Origin of the sequence: Micromonospora sp. WMMD998 (assembly GCF_029581235.1) — a bacterium.
Taxonomy (GTDB): domain Bacteria; phylum Actinomycetota; class Actinomycetes; order Mycobacteriales; family Micromonosporaceae; genus Micromonospora.
On record NZ_CP120740.1, the window covers coordinates 2,341,535 to 2,358,384 of the forward strand.

Sequence of the window (16,850 nt, forward strand, 5' to 3'; positions counted from 1 at the left end):
GAGGGGGGTGCGGTGTGGTCGACGGCGGCGACGCGGCGCGTTGGCTGCAACTCACCGCGCCCCGGGGCGGGCCGGATGAGCTGTCGTTCCTGGTGAGCCAGGCCGCGCCGGCCGTCGATGCCAGCGAGATCGTGATCTACCTGGCCGACTACCCGCAGTCCGCACTCGTGCCCCTGCTCGGCGCCGGCCTGACCCGGAGCGAGCAGACGATCGAGACGACCCTGGCCGGTCGGGCGTACACCAGCCTGCGGGTGCAGCGCGCTCCCGACCACCCGGACCGGCTCTGGGTGCCCCTGCTGCTCGGGTGCGAACGGCTGGGCGTGCTGGAGATCGTGTCGCCGCGCGCCGGGGACCCCGCGCTGGACCGGCCGGCCTGGGAGGTGGCCGTCAACGTCGCCCAGCTCCTGGTGAACCGCCGGCACTACGGCGACGTGGTGGAACGGATCCGCCGCCGCCTCCCGATGCAGGTCGCCGCCGAGATCGTGTGGGGACTGCTGCCGCCGCTGACCTTCGCGACCGACGACCTGGTGATCACCGCCATCCTCGAACCGTGCTACGACGTCGGCGGGGACGTCTTCGACTACGCGCTCAACGGTGACGTGCTGAGCGTCGGGCTCTTCGACACCTGCGGGCACGGCATCAAGGCGAGCGCGTTGGCCTCGCTCGTGGTCAGCGCATACCGCAACGCGCGGCGTACCGGCCTCGACCTGGTCGACACGGCGGTCAGCATCGACAGGTGGGTGCGCGCCGAGCACCCCGGCACGTTCGCGACCGCGCTGCTCGGCGAGCTGGACCGGCGGACCGGCGTGCTGCGGATCATCAACGCCGGCCACCCCGGCGCCATGCTGCTGCGCGACGGCAGGGCCGTCCGGACGCTGCCGGGTCCGACCGCGCTGCCGCTCGGGCTGGGCAACCTGTCGGCGCACCGCCGTCCGCGGGTGCACGAGGAGGCGCTGCACCCGGGCGACCGGGTTCTCGCCTACACCGACGGCGTCACCGACGCGCGCGGCGCCGACGGGAAGCGGTTCGGGCTGGACCGGCTCGTCGACTTCGTCGAGCGCGCCCTCAACGACGCGCTGCCCAGCCCGGAGACGATGCGCCGCCTGGTCCGCGCCGTCCTCACCCACCAGCGGGACGAGCTGGAAGACGACGCCACCGCCCTGTTCCTGGAGTGGCAGCCGCCGCACCTGCCGTTGGCGCACCTGGAGCGCCTCACGTCGGCCCACGGCACCACCCACGCTCCCCCCGGTGATCATGAAGTTGTTGTCGCTCTGCCCGGCGTGTCGTCGCAATAACTTCATGATCACGGGAGAGTGGGGGCCCGCGGCTGGGTGGTGCGACGGACAACGTGTGCGAGCCGGGCGAAGCGGGGCAGCGCCGCTAGGGTGGGCGATAGCACGATTACCTGCCGAGGGGGTGAGCCCGATGGCCCAGGCCGCATTCGCGCCCGAGCCGGCACCGCAGCCCGCCGAGCCGTCGTTCGACGTGCTCCGCTGGCACGACGAGCCGTGGACCGCGCAGCTCGCTCTCGATCTCCTACCGGAGACCAACGGCCCGAAGGTCGAGGTCCTGAGCGGAAGCGTGATCGTGACACCACATGCCGGCTATGACCACCAGGACGCCGAACTGGATTTGGCCTACCTGCTGAAACAGGCCGCCCGACGTGCCAAGCTCTGGCTCTATCTGGAGAGCAACGTCGTGTCGGGCAAGGATCTCTTCATTCCCGATATCGTCATCCTCAACGTGCCCGGGGGTGGACGAACGACGATGGACATCCGCCACGCGGTTCTGCTCGGTGAGATCGTTTCACCGGGTAACCGGCGTAAGGACGTCATCGACCGGCCGCGGGAGTATGCCGCCGTCGGCGTGCCGTACTTCCTCCGGGTCGACCTGCGGAACCGCGTGCCCACAATCGCTCTGTTCGAACTCGTTGACGGCGACTACCGACCGCTGGCCGCTGCGGCGGCGGGCACTGCCTTCGTGATGCGGCAGCCGTTCGAGTTCACGGTCGATCCCGGCGATCTCCTGGGTGAGGAGGCATCGGACCAGGCGCGGTGAGGCGTCGGGAGGCGCCCGAGCGGTCCGAGTGACCATGATCCACACAGGGTCGGCGAGGTGGCGGGGTCGGAGGCGCGCGGAGTGCGCCACCTCGGGGAAGTGGAGTCGATCAAGGGTCGGGGCGGGTCGGCTGGCGCGCTGGGGAACAATGGGCGCGTGACCACACCCCGAGACCTCGTGCTGCTCGGCTCGACCGGCTCCATCGGCACCCAGGCCATCGACATCGTCAAGCGAAACCCGGGCCGGTTCCGGGTGGTCGCGCTCGGCGCGGGCGGCGGCAACGTGGAACTGCTCGCCACCCAGGCGCTGGAGCTGGGCGTGGACGCGGTCGGGGTGGCACGCGCGTCCGCCGCGCAGGATCTCCAACTCGCGTTCTACGCCGAGGCGAGCCGGCGGGGCTGGGCCACCGGCGACTTCAAGCTGCCCAGGATCGTGGCCGGGCCGGACGCGATGACCGAGCTGGCGCAGTGGCCGTGCGACGTGGTGCTCAACGGTGTGGTCGGCTCGCTGGGCCTGCCGCCGACGCTCGCCGCGCTGCGCGCCGGGCGTACCCTCGCGCTTGCCAACAAGGAGTCGCTGGTGGCCGGCGGCCCGCTGGTCAAGGCCGCGGTCACCCGACCGGGGCAGATCGTTCCGGTCGACTCCGAGCACGCGGCGCTGGCGCAGTGCCTGCGCGCCGGCGCCCGACCGGAGGTCCGCCGGCTGATCGTCACCGCCAGCGGCGGCCCGTTCCGGGGCCGGCGGCGCGAGGAGTTGACGGAGGTCACACCCGAGCAGGCGCTGGCGCACCCGACCTGGAACATGGGCCCGGTCGTCACGATCAACTCCGCCACGATGGTCAACAAGGCGCTTGAGGTGATCGAGGCGCACGAGCTGTTCGACGTGCCGTACGCCGACATCGAGGTGACGGTCCATCCGCAGTCGGTGATCCACTCGATGGTCGAGTTCGTCGACGGCTCCACCATCGCCCAGGCCAGCCCGCCGGACATGCGACTGCCCATCGCGCTCGGCATCGGCTGGCCGGACCGGGTGCCCGAGGCGGCCGGCGCGGTCGACTGGACCACGGCGCACACCTGGGAGTTCGCCCCGCTCGACGACACCGCCTTCCCGGCCGTGGCGCTGGCGAAGGCCGCCGGCGAGGCGGGACGCTGCCGCCCGGCGATCTACAACGCGGCGAACGAGGAGTGCGTGGCCGCGTTCGTCGCCGGTCGGCTGCCGTTCCTCGGCATCGTCGACACCCTCCGGCGGGTGTTGGAGGACGCTCCCGACTTCGACGAACCAGGTACCGTCGAGGACGTGCTCACCGCCGAGTCGTGGGCACGGGCGCACGCCCAGGAGATCATCGTCGGGTCGGTGGAAGGAGCTCGATGAGCTATCTGCTCGGGGTGGTGCTGTTCGCCCTGGCGATCCTCATCTCGGTGAGCCTGCACGAGGCAGGTCACATGGTGACCGCCAAGGCGTTCGGGATGAAGGTCACCCGCTACTTCGTCGGCTTCGGCCCCACGCTGTGGTCGTTCCGGCGGGGCGAGACGGAGTACGGCATCAAGGGCATCCCGCTCGGCGGTTTCTGCAAGATCGTCGGCATGACCCCGCAGGACGACGACGTCGAGCCGGGGGACGAGAAACGCGCCATGTGGCGCTACCCGGTGTGGAAGCGGACGATCGTGATGTCCGCCGGTTCCGCGATGCACTTCGCCATCGCGCTCATCGCGCTCTGGTTCATCGCGGTGACCGCCGGCCTGCCCAACCCGAAGTTCCCCACCAACGAGGAGCAGCTCCGGGCCGAGCCGGCGGTGATCGCGCTCGCCCCGTGCGTGGTGGTGGAGAACGTCAACCGCGCCTGCCAGGCCGGCGACCCGGCCAGCCCGGCCAACAAGGCCCAGCTCGCCGACGGCGACCGGGTCACCTCGGTGAACGGCCGCCCGATCTCGACCTGGGGCGACATGCTCGACGTGGTCCGCGCCACCAAGCCCGGCACGGCCACCGTCACCTACCTGCGCGACGGCGCCCAGGGCACCGCCACCGTCGACCTGGCCTCGGTGCAGCGCGCGCCGCTCGACGACCCGAAGGGCACGCCCTCGGCGGTCTCCGCGCTCGGCGTGCTCCTCCAGCCCAGCACCCCGACCCGGATCGAGTACGGCCCGGTCGCCGCGTTCGGCGCCACCGCCGACTTCACCGGCAACATGGCGGTGCAGACGGCGCACGCCATGCAGCGCATCCCGCAGAAGGTGCCGGCGCTGTGGAACGCGATCACCGGCGGCGAGCGGGACATGGACACCCCGATCAGCGTGGTCGGCGCCAGCCGGCTCGGCGGCGAGGCGGTGGAGAACAACGCCTGGCTGGTGTTCTTCATGCTCTTCGTGTCGCTGAACTTCTTCATCGGCGTGTTCAACCTGCTGCCGCTGCTCCCGCTGGACGGCGGTCACATCGCCATCGCCTGGTTCGAGCGCGTCCGGTCCTGGCTCTACGCCCGGATCGGCCGCACCGACCCGGGTCGCGTCGACTATCTCAAGCTCATGCCCCTCACGTACGCGGTGATCCTGGTCGGTGGCGTGTTCACGCTGCTCACCGTCACCGCGGACGTGGTCAACCCGATCACGCTCTTCTCAAGGTGAGTGCCTGAAGTGACCGCTGTCAGTCTCGGTATGCCCCCCGTACCGCCGCCGCCGCTGGCCCCGCGCCGGGCCAGCCGCCAGATCATGGTCGGCTCGGTGCCGGTCGGTGGCGGCGCACCGGTCTCGGTGCAGTCCATGACCACCACCCTGACCGCCGACGTCAACGCCACGCTTCAGCAGATCGCCGAGCTGACCGCGTCCGGCTGCCAGATCGTCCGGGTCGCCGTGCCGTCGCAGGACGACGTCGAGGCGCTGCCCGCGATCGCGAAGAAGTCACAGATCCCGGTGATCGCCGACATCCACTTCCAGCCCAAGTACGTCTTCGCCGCGATCGACGCCGGCTGCGCCGCGGTGCGGGTCAACCCGGGCAACATCCGGCAGTTCGACGACAAGGTCCGGGAGATCGCCCGGGCGGCCGGCGACGCGGGCGTGCCGATCCGGATCGGCGTGAACGCCGGCTCGCTGGACAAGCGCCTCCTGGCCAAGTACGGCCGGGCCACCGCCGAGGCGCTCGTCGAGTCGGCGCTGTGGGAGTGTTCGCTGTTCGAGGAGCACGGCTTCCGGGACATCAAGATCTCGGTCAAGCACAACGACCCGGTGGTGATGATCCGCGCCTACCGGCAGCTCGCCGAGCAGTGCGACTACCCGCTGCACCTGGGCGTCACCGAGGCCGGCCCGGCGTTCCAGGGCACCATCAAGTCGGCGGTGGCGTTCGGCGCGCTGCTCGCCGAGGGGATCGGCGACACGATCCGCGTCTCGCTCTCCGCCCCGCCGGTGGAGGAGATCAAGGTCGGCAACGCGATCCTGGAGTCGCTGGGCCTGCGCGAGCGCGGGCTGGAGATCGTCTCCTGCCCGTCCTGCGGCCGGGCCCAGGTCGACGTCTACAAGCTGGCCGAGGAGGTCACCGCCGGCCTGGAGGGGCTGCCGGTGCCGCTGCGCGTCGCGGTCATGGGCTGCGTGGTGAACGGTCCGGGTGAGGCCCGCGAGGCCGACCTGGGTGTCGCGTCCGGCAACGGCAAGGGCCAGATCTTCGTCAAGGGCCAGGTCGTCAAGACCGTGCCCGAGGGGCAGATCGTGGAGACGCTGATCGAGGAGGCGCTGCGGATCGCCGACGAGATGGGCGCCGAGATCCCCGAGGAGCTGCGCGACCTGGTGCCCGGCGCCACGGTCACGGTGCACTGACCCACGTCCCGCCTCGTCGTGCGGCCGTCCCCCACCGGGACGGCCGCACGCGCCGTCCCCACCCCACCCCGCAGTTTCACGGAAAGAGTGGCTATGGGCGGCGGGATAGCCACTGTTTCCGTGAAACAGGCGCGTCGGGGGTGAGGTGGGGCCGGGGTCACTCGGACTCGGCGAGGATGGCGTAGAGCTTGCGCCGGGTCTCGTCGAGGACCTGGGCGGCCCTGGCCCGCTGGTCGTCGGTGCCGGTCGTCATCACCTGCCGTAGCGCGTTCATGGCCTGCGTGCCGGCATCCCGGATGTCGTGCCAACTGTTGACCGTCTGCTCGGCGAACTCGGCCCACGGCGGGGCCTGTGCCGCCTCGGTCGCCTCGGCCTGTCCCTGGTCGGTGAGGGCGAACCGCTTGCGCCCGCCCTCGGAGTCGGGGGCGGTCGCGATGACGCCCTCGTCCTCCAGTAGTTGCAGGGTGGGGTAGATCGATCCCGGGCTGGGCCGCCAGGCCCCGCCGGTGCGGGAGTCGATCTCCTGGATCATCTCGTAGCCGTGCATCGGCCGCTCGGTGAGCAGCGCGAGCACCGCGCCGCGGACGTTCGGTCGCCGGCCGCGCCCGCGGCCACCCCGGCCGCGTCCGCGGCCGTGCGGGCCCGGCGGGAACGGCGGTGGCGGGGGTACGGGCGGGAAACCGAAGCCGCCGTGGCGGTGCATCTCGTCGCGCAGGGCGTGCACGTGTCGGTGGAAACCCATCGGGCTCTCCTTCTGTCGGGGTTATCGCTGATGCATCAACGATATATCGCCAACGCATCGGCGACAAGACGTCGGGTTGAATCGTTCGGGTGTCCGGTCGGCCCCCGCGCCACCGGGTGCGTCTGGCAGGCTGGTAACCGTGCTCACGATGCCGGTACGCCAACTGGGGGAGTCCGAGCGCCGCTCGGTCGAGCGGCTGCTCGACCTCGACCCGTACGCCGGCGCGCAGGTCGCCGAGCGGGTGGCGGCGCGCGGCCTGGCCTGGTGGCGGGCCGAGGCGCGGATCCTCGGCTACGGCGCCCGGCGCCACCTGGAGTCGATCTGCTGGCTGGGCGGCAACCTGACCCCGGTGCTCGCCTCGGAGACGGCCGTGGCCGCGTTCGCCGAACAACTGAGCGCCGAGGAGCGGCTCTGCTCCTCGATCGTGGGCCGCGCCGACGCGGTGCTCGGGCTCTGGGACCGCCTCTCCGGTCACTGGGGGCCGGCTCGGGACGTACGCCCGAACCAGCCACTGCTGGCCACGGACGCCCCGCCGCCGGTGACGCCCGACCCGCAGGTGCGTCGGGTCCGTGGCGGTGAGGTCGACCGGCTCTTCCCGGCGGCGGTGGCCATGTACACCGAGGAGGTCGGGGTCTCGCCGCTGGCCGACGACGGCGGTCGCGGCTACCGGCGGCGGGTGACCGAGCTGGTGCGCGCCGGCCGGGCCTACGCCCGGTTCGTCGACGGCCGGGTGGTCTTCAAGGCCGAGTTGGCCGTGGTGACCCGGCGCACCGCCCAGGTGCAGGGCGTGTGGGTGGCGCCCGAGTGGCGAGGCCGGGGCCTCGCGGCGGCGGCCATGGCCGCGGTGGTCACCGACGCGCTGGCCCGGGTCGCGCCCACGGTCAGCCTCTACGTCAACGACTTCAACCTGCCGGCCCGCCGGGTCTACGAGCGCTGCGGCTTCCGCCCGGTCGGCACGCTCGCCACCGTGCTGTTCTGAGGCGTCGCACCGGCCGGGCCGGTGCCGCCCACGTTCGCCCGGCGCGCACCGTCGGCCCGGCCCGCGCCGGGTAATTCGGTTGAGCCGGCGCGTCCGGACGGTGAGGCTGGAGTCACCGCCCCCACCGATCCGAGTCCGGAGGACCGTCAGATGCGCCTGCTCCGTGACCTCTGGGCCACCGCACCCCGGCGGATGGCGGCCGTCCTGCTGCTGATCGTGCTGGGCGCCGGTGGCCAGGCCGCCGCCTCCGCGCTGGCCGGGCCGGTGCTCGTGCACCGCTCGTCCGGTTGGTTCGCCGCGCTGGTCGTGGCGCTCGTCGCCGCCGTCGTCACCGACCTGGTGATCGGGCTGATCATGGCCCGGCTCACCGCCGACTGGTCCGCCGACGTGCGCCGCCGGCTCTGCCGGGTCGCCCTCGGCCAGCACCTGCCCGCCCTGGAGAGCACCCCGGTGGGCGAGCTGCTCGACCGGATCGACAACGACGTCTACCAGGTCGCCGCCGAGATGCGGAACACCGGCGTACGGCTGGCGCAGGGCATCGCCGTCTGTGTGCTCGCGACGGTCAGCGCGCTCGTCGTGTGGTGGCCGGCCGGCGTCGGGATGGTGCTGCTCACCGCGCTGCTCGCGGCCGTGCTGCGCCGGCCCACCGCCCGGATCGCCCCGGCGCGGATGGCCGAGGAGGAGGCCTGGTCCGACCTCGCGGCCGTGATGGAGGAGGCGGTGCACGGCCAGGACGACGTGCGCACCAGCCTCGCCCGGCCGTACGTGCTGCGTCTCTACGCCCGCCGGGCGGCGGCGGTGATCGCCCGCGGCGACCGGGTGTTCCGGCTCTCCGGCCGGGTCACCGCGCTGGCCGCCGGCGGCGTCCGGGTCGGCATCGCCGCCGTGGTGTTGGCCGGCGCGTGGGCGCTGGCGACCGGTCGGGTGGACGCCGCCCGGCTGACCGCCGTCTGGTTGCTCGCGATCGCGTTCGGCGCGACCGTCGAGCACATCGCCCGCTGGGTGCCGCACCTGCAACAGGCGTTCGGCGCGTGGGCCCGGGTGCAACTGCTTGCCGGCGCGCCGCAGGAACCGGTCGGCGGGGTCGCGCCCGCCGACGGCGACCTGACCGTGCGCGGGCTCACCTTCCGCTACCCGTCCACCGGGGACGAACGCGGCCCGGCGCTGCACGACGTGCGGCTCCACTTCGCCCGCGGCCGGTCCTACGCGCTCGTCGGGCGCACCGGCTCGGGCAAGTCGACGCTCGCGAAGGTGCTCACCCGGGCCGTGGACGTGCCGCCGCGCACCGTCTTCCTGGGCGACACCGACCTCGTCGACCTCGACGTCGAGGAGCTGCGCCGGTGGATCGCCGTGGTGCCGCAGCGCACCGAGATCCTCGCCGGCACGCTCGCCGAGAACGTCGCGCTGTTCGACCCGGAGCTGCTCGACGCCGCCGAGCGGGCGCTGGCCGAGCTGGGCCTCGCCCCGTGGATCGCCGAGCTGCCCGACGGCGTGCACACCCGGCTCGGCGAGGGCGGCCACGTGCTCTCCGCCGGGCAGGAACAACTTGTCGCGTTCGCCCGGATCCTGGTCCGCGACCCGCACGTGGTGATCCTCGACGAGGCCACCGCGCGGCTCGACCCGGTCACCGAGAACCGGGTCCGGCACGCCACCGAACGGCTGCTCACCGACCGGATCGGCATCGTCATCGCGCACCGGCTCTCCTCGGTGCGCCGCTGCGACGAGGTGGTGGTGATGGCCGACGGCGCGGTGCGGGAAGCCGGCCCACTGCGCGAGTCCACCCACTTCGCCGAACTGCTCGCCACCAGCCACGCCGGGGCGTACGCCGGGACCGGCGGCCGGGGCGGCGGCGTGGAACTGCTCGACGCGCCCGGCTGGGCCGACGAGCCGGTCGAGCCGGTCGGCCCGGCCGTCGCGCCGCGCCGCGTCGCGGTGCCGCGCGCCGATCCGCCGCCGGCGCCCCCCACGCCGCCCGCCCGCACCATGCGGGAGATCCTCCGGTTGGGCTTCAACGACCCCCGGTACGGCCTGGTCTCGGTCGCCCTGTTCGTCATGATCACGCTGCTCGGGCTGGACGGGTCGGTGCTGCCCTGGCTCTGGGCCGACCTGGTCGGCGGTGGCGACCCGTGGCTGCCGGCGCTGGGGATCGCCGCCGCGCTGCTCGTGGTGCTCCCGCTGCCCTACCTGACGAACGTGTGGTTCCCGCACTGGTGGATCCGGCAGATGCTGCGGATCAGCGCCCGCCTGGTGCACGGGCAGACCGGCGCGCGCCGGGTCAGCGGGCACACCCCGGCCGAGGTGGTGGCGCAGGGCGGCGACACCGACCGGGTGGTGCAGCTCGCCGACCACCTGCTGGACCAGTTCATCTCGCTTGCCGTCGTGCTCGCCATGACGCTCGTGACGGGCAGCTTCGTGCCGGCGCTGTTCTTCGTCGGCACGATGGTGGTCTCCGGCCTCGCGGCGACGCTGTTCGGGCCCCGGCTGGAACGCACCGCCGCCGGCACGGTGAAGGCGCGTGCCGCGTTCGCCACCGCGCTGGTCTCGACGCTCTCCGCCGCCCGCACGGTGAAGCTGGCCGGCGCCACCCGCCCGGTGCTGAACCATCTCCACGGGCTGGACGTGGTGCGCAGCGAGCGGCAGCGCCGGGAGATCGCCATGCAGGTGTGGGCCCGGTCCACCCCGTCGATCGCGAGCGGTCTGCTGCCGATCGGGGCCTGGGCGCTCTACCTGGCCGGCGGGCTCTCGGCCGGCGCCACCCTGGTCGCGGTCTCCACCCTCGGCGCGGCGCGCTGGTTCGCGTGGACCACCGCGGCGCTCGTCTCGCAATATCCGTCGGCGCGGGTGTGGACCCGGCGGACCGTGTCGATGACCGGGATGAGCACCTACTCGGCGCCGGTGCCCGGGCTCGACCTGGCCGCCGGCACCGCCCCGGCGCCCGAGCCGCCGCCCCGGCACCCGCTGCGCCGGCTGGAGCTGGCCGGGTTCGGCGCGTTGCACTCCGATGGCACGCTCGCCGTCCGCGACGTCGACCTGGTGGTCGAGCGGGGGCAACTGGTGCTTGTGGTCGGCCCGGTCGGCGCCGGCAAGTCGTCGCTGCTGCGCGCGCTCGCCGGCATCGTGCACCACGTCGGCGCGCTGCGGTGGAACGGCGAGCCGGTCACCGAGCCGGAGATGTTCCTGCGCCCGAACCAGGTCGGCTACGTCGGCCAGCTACCCCGGGTGCTCTCCGGCACGGTGGCGGAGAACATCGCGCTCGGCCACCCGGTGGACGCCGCCGGCGCGATCACCACCGCCCAGCTCGACCACGACCTGGCCGCCGCCGGGGGCGGGCTCGGGCTGCTCATCGGGCACAAGGGCACCCGGCTCTCCGGCGGCCAGCTCCAGCGGCTGGCGCTGGCCCGGGCGCTCGCCCCGCGTACCGAACTGCTCGTCGCCGACGACGTGTCCTCGGCGCTCGACGTGACCACGGAGCTGGCGCTGTGGGCGGCGCTGCGCGAGCACGGCGTGACAGTGGTCGGCTCGACCGCGAAGCGGGCCGCGCTGGTCCGCGCGGACCACGTGGTGGTGCTCGTCGACGGCGTGGTCGCCGACCAGGGCACCTGGTCCGACCTGGAGCCGCGCTGGAACCACCTGGCCGGCTGACCGGCTGGCCCCCGCCTCAGGGCGGGGGCCGGCACGGTCAGAACGCCCGGGCGTACGGGTCGGGCCAGGCGGGGGTGGCCCCGAGCTTCGCGGCGGCGCGGCGCGGCCAGTACGGGTCGCGGAGCAGTTCCCGGCCCAGCAGCACCAGGTCCGCCTCGCCCCCGGCGACGATCTGCTCGGCCTGCTCCGGCTCCACGATCAGGCCCACCGCGCCGGTCGGCACGCCCGCGTCGCGGCGGATCCGGGCGGCCATCGGCACCTGGTACCCGGGGCCGACCGGGATGGACGCCCGGGCAGCCGCGCCGCCGGAGGAGGTGTCGACCAGGTCCACGCCGGCCGCCGCCAACTCCCCGGCCAGCACCACGCTGTCCTCCACCGTCCAGCCGCCGTCCGTCCAGTCGGTGGCGGAGACGCGGGTCAGCACCGGCACCGCCTCGCCGACCGCGGCGCGGACCGCCCGGGCCACCTCCAGGGCGAGCCGCATCCGGCCGGCCCGGTCCCCGCCGTAGCCGTCCGTGCGCCGGTTGGTGAGCGGGGACAGGAACTCGTGCAGCAGGTAGCCGTGCGCCGCGTGGATCTCCACCGCGGCGAAGCCGGCGTCGAGCGCCCGCGCGGCGGCCGTGGCGAACGCGTCCACCACCGCGGCGATTCCGGCCTCGTCGAGCGCGACCGGGGTGCGGTAGTCGGGCACGAACGGGTCGCCACCCGGGCCGACCGGCGTCCAACCGCCTTCCGCGTCCGGCACGCCGCCGCGCCGCTCCGCCCACGGCCGGTACGTCGACGCCTTGAACCCGGCGTGCGCGAGCTGCACGGCCGGGACCGCGCCCTGACCGGCGACGAACGCGGTGATCGGCCGCCAGGCGTCCACGTGCGCGCCGGACCAGAGCCCGACGTCCTGCGGGCTGATCCGCCCCTCGGGCACCACCGCGGTCGCCTCGCTGAGCACCAGGCCGGCCCCGCCGACGGCCCGGGAACCGAGGTGTACGCGGTGCCAGTCGGTGGGCAGCCCGTCGGGCCCGGCACTGTATTGGCACATCGGCGCCAGCGCGATCCGGTTGGGCAGGGTGACGCCGCGCAGGGCGAGCGGGGTGAACAGGGTGGTCAATGCGGTTCTCCTCCGGTCGTGGCGACGGGTGCGTTCCCGTCGGACGTGGATCAGGCGGGTACGGGGGCGAGGCGCTCGTGCTCGACCGGCTCGATCAGGTCACGCCTGCCGGCCGAGTCGTACGCGGCCCGGTCGAGTGTGCCCTCCCGGGCGGCCACGATGGTCGGCACCACGGCCTGCCCGGTCACGTTCGTGGCGGTCCGCATCATGTCCAGGATCGGGTCGATCGCCAGCAGCAGGCCGGCGCCGGCCAGCGGCAGACCCAGCGTGCTCAGGGTCAGCGTGAGCATCACGATCGCGCCGGTCAGGCCGGCGGTGGCGGCCGAGCCGACCACCGAGACGAACGCGATCAGCAGATAGTCGGTCACACCCAGGTCCACGCCGAACACCTGCGCCACGAAGATCGCGGCCAGCGCCGGGTAGATCGCGGCGCAGCCGTCCATCTTCGTGGTGGCGCCGAACGGCACCGCGAAGGAGGCGTACTCGCGGGGGACGCCGAGGCGCTCGACCGAACGCTGGGTCACCGGCATGGTGCCCACCGAGGAGCGGGACACGAACGCCAGCTCGATGGCGGGCCAGGCGCCGGCGAAGAAGCGCAGCGGGTTGAGCCGGCCGGCGGCCACCAGCAGCACCGGGTAGACCACGAACATCACCAGGGCGCAGCCCACGTAGACGGCGGTGGTGAACGTGGCGAGCGGGGCCAGCAGGTCCCAGCCGTACGAGGCGACGGCGTTGCCGATCAGGCCCAGGGTGCCGATCGGGGCGAGCCGGATCACCCACCACAGCGCCTTCTGCACGATCGCCAGGACGGAACGGTTGAGCTGCACGAACGGCTCGGCGGGCTCACCGACGAGCAGCGCGGCGGCGCCCACGACGAGGGCGAGGAAGACGATCTGCAGGACGTTGCCCTCGACGAACGCGCCGATCGGGTTGGTGGGCACGATGCCGGTGAGGAAGTCGATCCAGGAACCGGTGGTCTTCGGCGCGTCGGCGCCGGCCGGGTTCAGGTTGACGCCACGGCCCGGGTCGGTGAGCAGGCCGAGGCCGATGCCGATGGTCACCGCGATCAGCGCGGTGACGCCGAACCAGAGCAGCGTCTTGAGCGCCAGCCGGGCGGCGTTCGCCACGCCGCGCAGGCTGACCACGCTCACCACGATGGCGGTGAAGACGAGCGGCGGCACGGCCAGCTTGAGGAGCTGGACGAAGAGGCCGCCGACGGTGCCGAGGGTGCTGGTCAGCCAGGCGAGGTCGTTGGCGCGGGCGAGGAAACCGAGCGCCACGCCGAGGACGAGGCCGAGCAGGATCTGCACGGAGAAGGGAAATTTGCGCAGGGCGGAAGCCATGAGGACGGGTCCAAGGTCTGGAGAGGGAAGGGGCGTCGGGGCGGAGCTAGGCCGGACAGACGCCACTGGCCTGCCGTCGGAGGTCGACGTACAGGCGCTCGGTGAGGCACCAGACATTGGTCATCGCCGGCCCACGCTACTCCCGCCGCCCCCGCGCCGGAAGGACCGCTCCCGTGACACCCCTTACAGCCCTGCTGGTAAGGCGGGGGCCCCTTTTAACACCCGTCGGTTAAGCGGGGCCCCCGCCTATCGCCCAGGCGTTAAGCGGGGCCCCCTCCTTACCAGCACCACGGCGGTGGCCAGCCCCCACGCGGCGGTCACCGTGAGCAGTGAACGCTCCAGCAACCCCACCAGCGTGCCCCGGCCCACCAGCAGCATGGCCAGCCCGACCGCGCCGGACAGCGGCAACGCCAGCGCCGCGCCGATCGCGGCGACCCGCCGCAGCGCCACGCCCACCGCGGGGGAGCACACGAGCGCCAGCATCGCGAAGACCACGGCGGCGGTCGCCGCGATGCTCGCTCCGCCGTGCACCAGGTCGGCCACCGTGGCGGCCTCGAACGGCGGCAGCGGGCAGCCGGCGCTGCACGTCACCGTGCCGGAGAGCGTCGTGGCGACCGCGCCGACGCCGAGCAGCACGGACGCCGCGCGCGCCGCCGTGGGCAGCGCCCCGGCGAGCAGGAGCAGCGCCGCCGCCAGCGTGAAGATCCCGATCCGGTACGCCCCGGCGTACCCGCTGTCGGTGACGCCGGCCTCGCTGACGTACCCGGTCGGGCCGGGGCCCGGACCGGCGACGACGGCGACCGTCACCGCGACCGCGCCGAACACGACGCAGCCGGCCGCGAAGGCGGCGGTGGCCCGGCGCGCGGCCCGGTCAGTCACGCCCGTGCGGCGTGGTCCAACCGGCCAGGTCCGGACCGAGCGGCACGATCCGGGTCGGGTTGATCATGTCGTGGGTGGCGTAGTAGTGCCGCTTGATGTGGTCGAAGTCCACCGTCTCGCCGAAGCCCGGGGTCTGGAACAGGTCCCGGGCGTACGCCCAGAGCACCGGCATCTCGGTCAGCTTCTGCCGGTTGCACTTGAAGTGGCCGTGGTAGGCCACGTCGAACCGGACAAGCGTGGTGAACAGCCGCACGTCCGCCTCGGTGATCGTGTCCCCCATCAGGTAGCGCCGCCCGGCGAGGCGCTCCGACAGCGCGTCCAGCCGGGCGAAGAGCGCGGTGTACGCCTCGTCGTACGCCTCCTGGGAGGTGGCGAAGCCGCACCGGTAGACGCCGTTGTTGACGTCGGTGTGGATCTCCGCCATCAGCGCGTCCATCTCCGGGCGCAGCGCGACCGGGTAGAGGTCCGGCGCGTCCGGGGCGTGGAACCGCCGCCACTCGGTGGAGAGGTCGAGCGTGAGCTGCGGGTAGTCGTTGGTGACCACCCGCCCGGTGAGCGTGTCGACGAGCGCCGGCACGGTCACCCGGCCGGTGTAGTCCGGGTCGGTGGCGAGGTATGCCTCGGAGAGGAAGCCGACGCCCAGCACCGGGTCGAAGCCGTCCGGGTCGAGGGCGAACCGCCAGCCCCGCTCGTCCCGGATCGGGTCCACCGTGCCCAGCGAGATCACCTCGTCCAGGCCGAGCAGGCCGCGCACGATCCTCGCCCGGTGCGCCCACGGGCAGGCCCGGCACCAGACCAGTCGGTAGCGGCCCGCCTCCAGCGGCCAGCGGCCCTGCTCGTCCGGGCCCCCGCCGGCCGGTGAGGTGGAGTGCGGGGTGACCCGACCGGTGAAGCGGTTGGGTTGGCGGACGAACGAACCGCCGCCGCTTGTCTCTGCGCTGAACTGGGCCCCGACCATGCCGCCAACCTATCCGCTCCGGGCGCGGATATCCTGGCGCCGTGACGCCCGGCGTGACCCGGCGGGCGACCCCGACCGACCCCTTCCCACCCCCGAAGGACGTGCGCGCGATGACCGTGGCCTACCTCGTTGCCGGAGTCCGTACCCCGTTCGGCAGGTACGCCGGCGCGCTCGCCGGGGTCCGCCCCGACGACCTCGCCGCGCACGTCGTCCGCGAGTTGGTGACGCGACACCCGTCGGTCGACTGGGCCCGCACCGACGACGTGATCCTCGGCTGCGCCAACCAGGCCGGCGAGGACAACCGCAACGTGGCCCGGATGGCGGCCCTGCTGGGCGGGCTGCCGGAGGAGGTGCCGGGCAGCACCGTCAACCGGCTCTGCGGCTCCGGCCTGGACGCGCTCGCCTCCGCCGCCCGCGCGATCGTGGCCGGCGACGCCGACCTGGTGGTGGCCGGCGGCGTGGAGAGCATGAGCCGCGCGCCGTTCGTCATGCCGAAGGCGACCACCGCGTTCGCCCGCACCGCCGAGGTCTACGACACGACGATCGGCTGGCGGCTGGTGAACCCGCTGATGAAGCGCGGGTGGGGCATCGACTCGATGCCGGAGACGGCGGAGAACGTGGCCGCCGAGTTCGGCGTGGACCGGGCGGCGCAGGACGGCTACGCGTACCGCTCGCAGCAGCGGACCGCGAAGGCGCAGGCCGACGGCCGGCTGGCCGAGGAGATCGTGGGCGTCACCGTGCCGGCCGGCAAGCGGGAGACGAAGCTCGTCGAGGTCGACGAGCACCCCCGGGAGACGTCGCTTGCGAAGCTGGCCGCGCTGCCCACCCCGTTCCGCGACGGCGGCACGGTGACCGCCGGCAACTCCTCCGGGGTCAACGACGGCGCGGTCGCGCTCCTCGTCGCCTCCGGGGCCGCCGTCGACCGCTACGGCCTCACCCCGCTGGCCCGGGTACGCGGCGCGGCGGCGGCCGGCGTGCCGCCACGGATCATGGGGATCGGGCCGGTGCCGGCGACCCGCAAGCTGCTCGACCGGCACGACCTCACGCTCGCCGACGTCGACGTGGTCGAGCTGAACGAGGCGTTCGCCGCGCAGTCCGTGGCGGTGCTGCGGGAGTTGGGCCTGCCGGAGGACGCCGAGCACGTCAACCCGAACGGCGGGGCGATCGCGCTGGGCCACCCGCTCGGCGCGAGCGGCGCCCGGCTGGCGCTGACCGCGGCGCTGGAGTTGCGCCGCCGGGGCGGGCGGCGGGCGCTCGCCACCATGTGCGTCGGCGTGGGGCAGGGCATCTCGCTGCTGCTGGAGTCGGCCGCCTGAGGTCGGACGGGGACATCGCCGCAAGTGGATC

Annotated in this window: 13 protein-coding genes; 8 read left to right on the forward strand and 5 right to left on the reverse strand. The window is 73.5% G+C overall.

From position 1 onward, the window contains the following. The first annotated feature begins 14 nt into the window (after window positions 1-14). The 5 genes from O7619_RS11145 to ispG all read left to right on the forward strand — a co-directional run bounded on the left by O7619_RS11145 (window position 15) and on the right by ispG (window position 5,855). The gene (locus O7619_RS11145; RefSeq protein WP_282287453.1) at window positions 15-1,295 is read left to right on the forward strand and encodes a PP2C family protein-serine/threonine phosphatase; all 1,281 of its coding nucleotides are present in this window, start codon (window positions 15-17) and stop codon (window positions 1,293-1,295) included. 130 nt (window positions 1,296-1,425) lie between these two features. Further along, window positions 1,426-2,058 carry a Uma2 family endonuclease gene (locus O7619_RS11150; protein ID WP_281584424.1) on the forward strand — a complete coding sequence of 211 codons (633 nt, stop codon included), beginning with the start codon at window positions 1,426-1,428 and terminating at the stop codon, window positions 2,056-2,058. 156 nt (window positions 2,059-2,214) lie between these two features. Beyond that, entirely contained in the window at window positions 2,215-3,429 is a 1,215-nt protein-coding gene (gene dxr / locus O7619_RS11155; protein ID WP_282287454.1) for a 1-deoxy-D-xylulose-5-phosphate reductoisomerase, read from the forward strand. Further along, complete coding sequence (locus O7619_RS11160) at window positions 3,426-4,673, forward strand: site-2 protease family protein (protein WP_282287455.1); 1,248 nt, start codon at window positions 3,426-3,428, stop codon at window positions 4,671-4,673. The genes dxr and O7619_RS11160 overlap by 4 nt, the downstream gene beginning before the upstream one ends. A 9-nt stretch (window positions 4,674-4,682) precedes the next feature. Next, the gene (gene ispG / locus O7619_RS11165) at window positions 4,683-5,855 is read left to right on the forward strand and encodes a flavodoxin-dependent (E)-4-hydroxy-3-methylbut-2-enyl-diphosphate synthase (RefSeq protein ID WP_281584421.1); all 1,173 of its coding nucleotides are present in this window, start codon (window positions 4,683-4,685) and stop codon (window positions 5,853-5,855) included. Window positions 5,856-6,012: 157 nt separating this feature from the next. On the opposite strand, the gene O7619_RS11170 is transcribed toward ispG, so the two are convergent. Further along, complete coding sequence (locus O7619_RS11170) at window positions 6,013-6,597, reverse strand: PadR family transcriptional regulator (RefSeq protein ID WP_282287457.1); 585 nt, start codon at window positions 6,595-6,597, stop codon at window positions 6,013-6,015. A gap of 139 nt (window positions 6,598-6,736) precedes the next feature. On the opposite strand from O7619_RS11170, the gene O7619_RS11175 reads away from it, so the two are divergent. Then, a complete protein-coding gene (locus tag O7619_RS11175) occupies window positions 6,737-7,576 on the forward strand; it encodes a DUF4081 domain-containing GNAT family N-acetyltransferase (protein ID WP_282287458.1) in 840 nt (279 codons plus the stop codon). Window positions 7,577-7,726: 150 nt separating this feature from the next. After that, the gene (locus tag O7619_RS11180; protein ID WP_282287459.1) at window positions 7,727-11,218 is read left to right on the forward strand and encodes an ABC transporter ATP-binding protein; all 3,492 of its coding nucleotides are present in this window, start codon (window positions 7,727-7,729) and stop codon (window positions 11,216-11,218) included. Between the two features lie 37 nt (window positions 11,219-11,255). Here O7619_RS11180 and O7619_RS11185 read toward each other — a convergent pair whose 3' ends face one another. From O7619_RS11185 to O7619_RS11200, 4 genes are all read right to left on the reverse strand, one after another. Then, the gene (locus O7619_RS11185) at window positions 11,256-12,323 is read right to left on the reverse strand and encodes an NADH:flavin oxidoreductase/NADH oxidase (RefSeq protein WP_282287460.1); all 1,068 of its coding nucleotides are present in this window, start codon (window positions 12,321-12,323) and stop codon (window positions 11,256-11,258) included. A gap of 50 nt (window positions 12,324-12,373) precedes the next feature. Then, entirely contained in the window at window positions 12,374-13,654 is a 1,281-nt protein-coding gene (locus O7619_RS11190) for a dicarboxylate/amino acid:cation symporter (protein WP_282288770.1), read from the reverse strand. A 258-nt stretch (window positions 13,655-13,912) separates the two neighbouring features. Further along, the gene (locus O7619_RS11195) at window positions 13,913-14,545 is read right to left on the reverse strand and encodes a DUF998 domain-containing protein (RefSeq protein ID WP_282287461.1); all 633 of its coding nucleotides are present in this window, start codon (window positions 14,543-14,545) and stop codon (window positions 13,913-13,915) included. Beyond that, complete coding sequence (locus O7619_RS11200; RefSeq protein ID WP_282287463.1) at window positions 14,538-15,503, reverse strand: glutathione S-transferase C-terminal domain-containing protein; 966 nt, start codon at window positions 15,501-15,503, stop codon at window positions 14,538-14,540. The genes O7619_RS11195 and O7619_RS11200 overlap by 8 nt, the downstream gene beginning before the upstream one ends. A 110-nt stretch (window positions 15,504-15,613) precedes the next feature. Here O7619_RS11200 and pcaF point away from each other — a divergent pair, with 110 nt between their 5' ends. Then, entirely contained in the window at window positions 15,614-16,819 is a 1,206-nt protein-coding gene (gene pcaF, locus O7619_RS11205; RefSeq protein WP_282288772.1) for a 3-oxoadipyl-CoA thiolase, read from the forward strand. Window positions 16,820-16,850 lie beyond the last annotated feature (31 nt).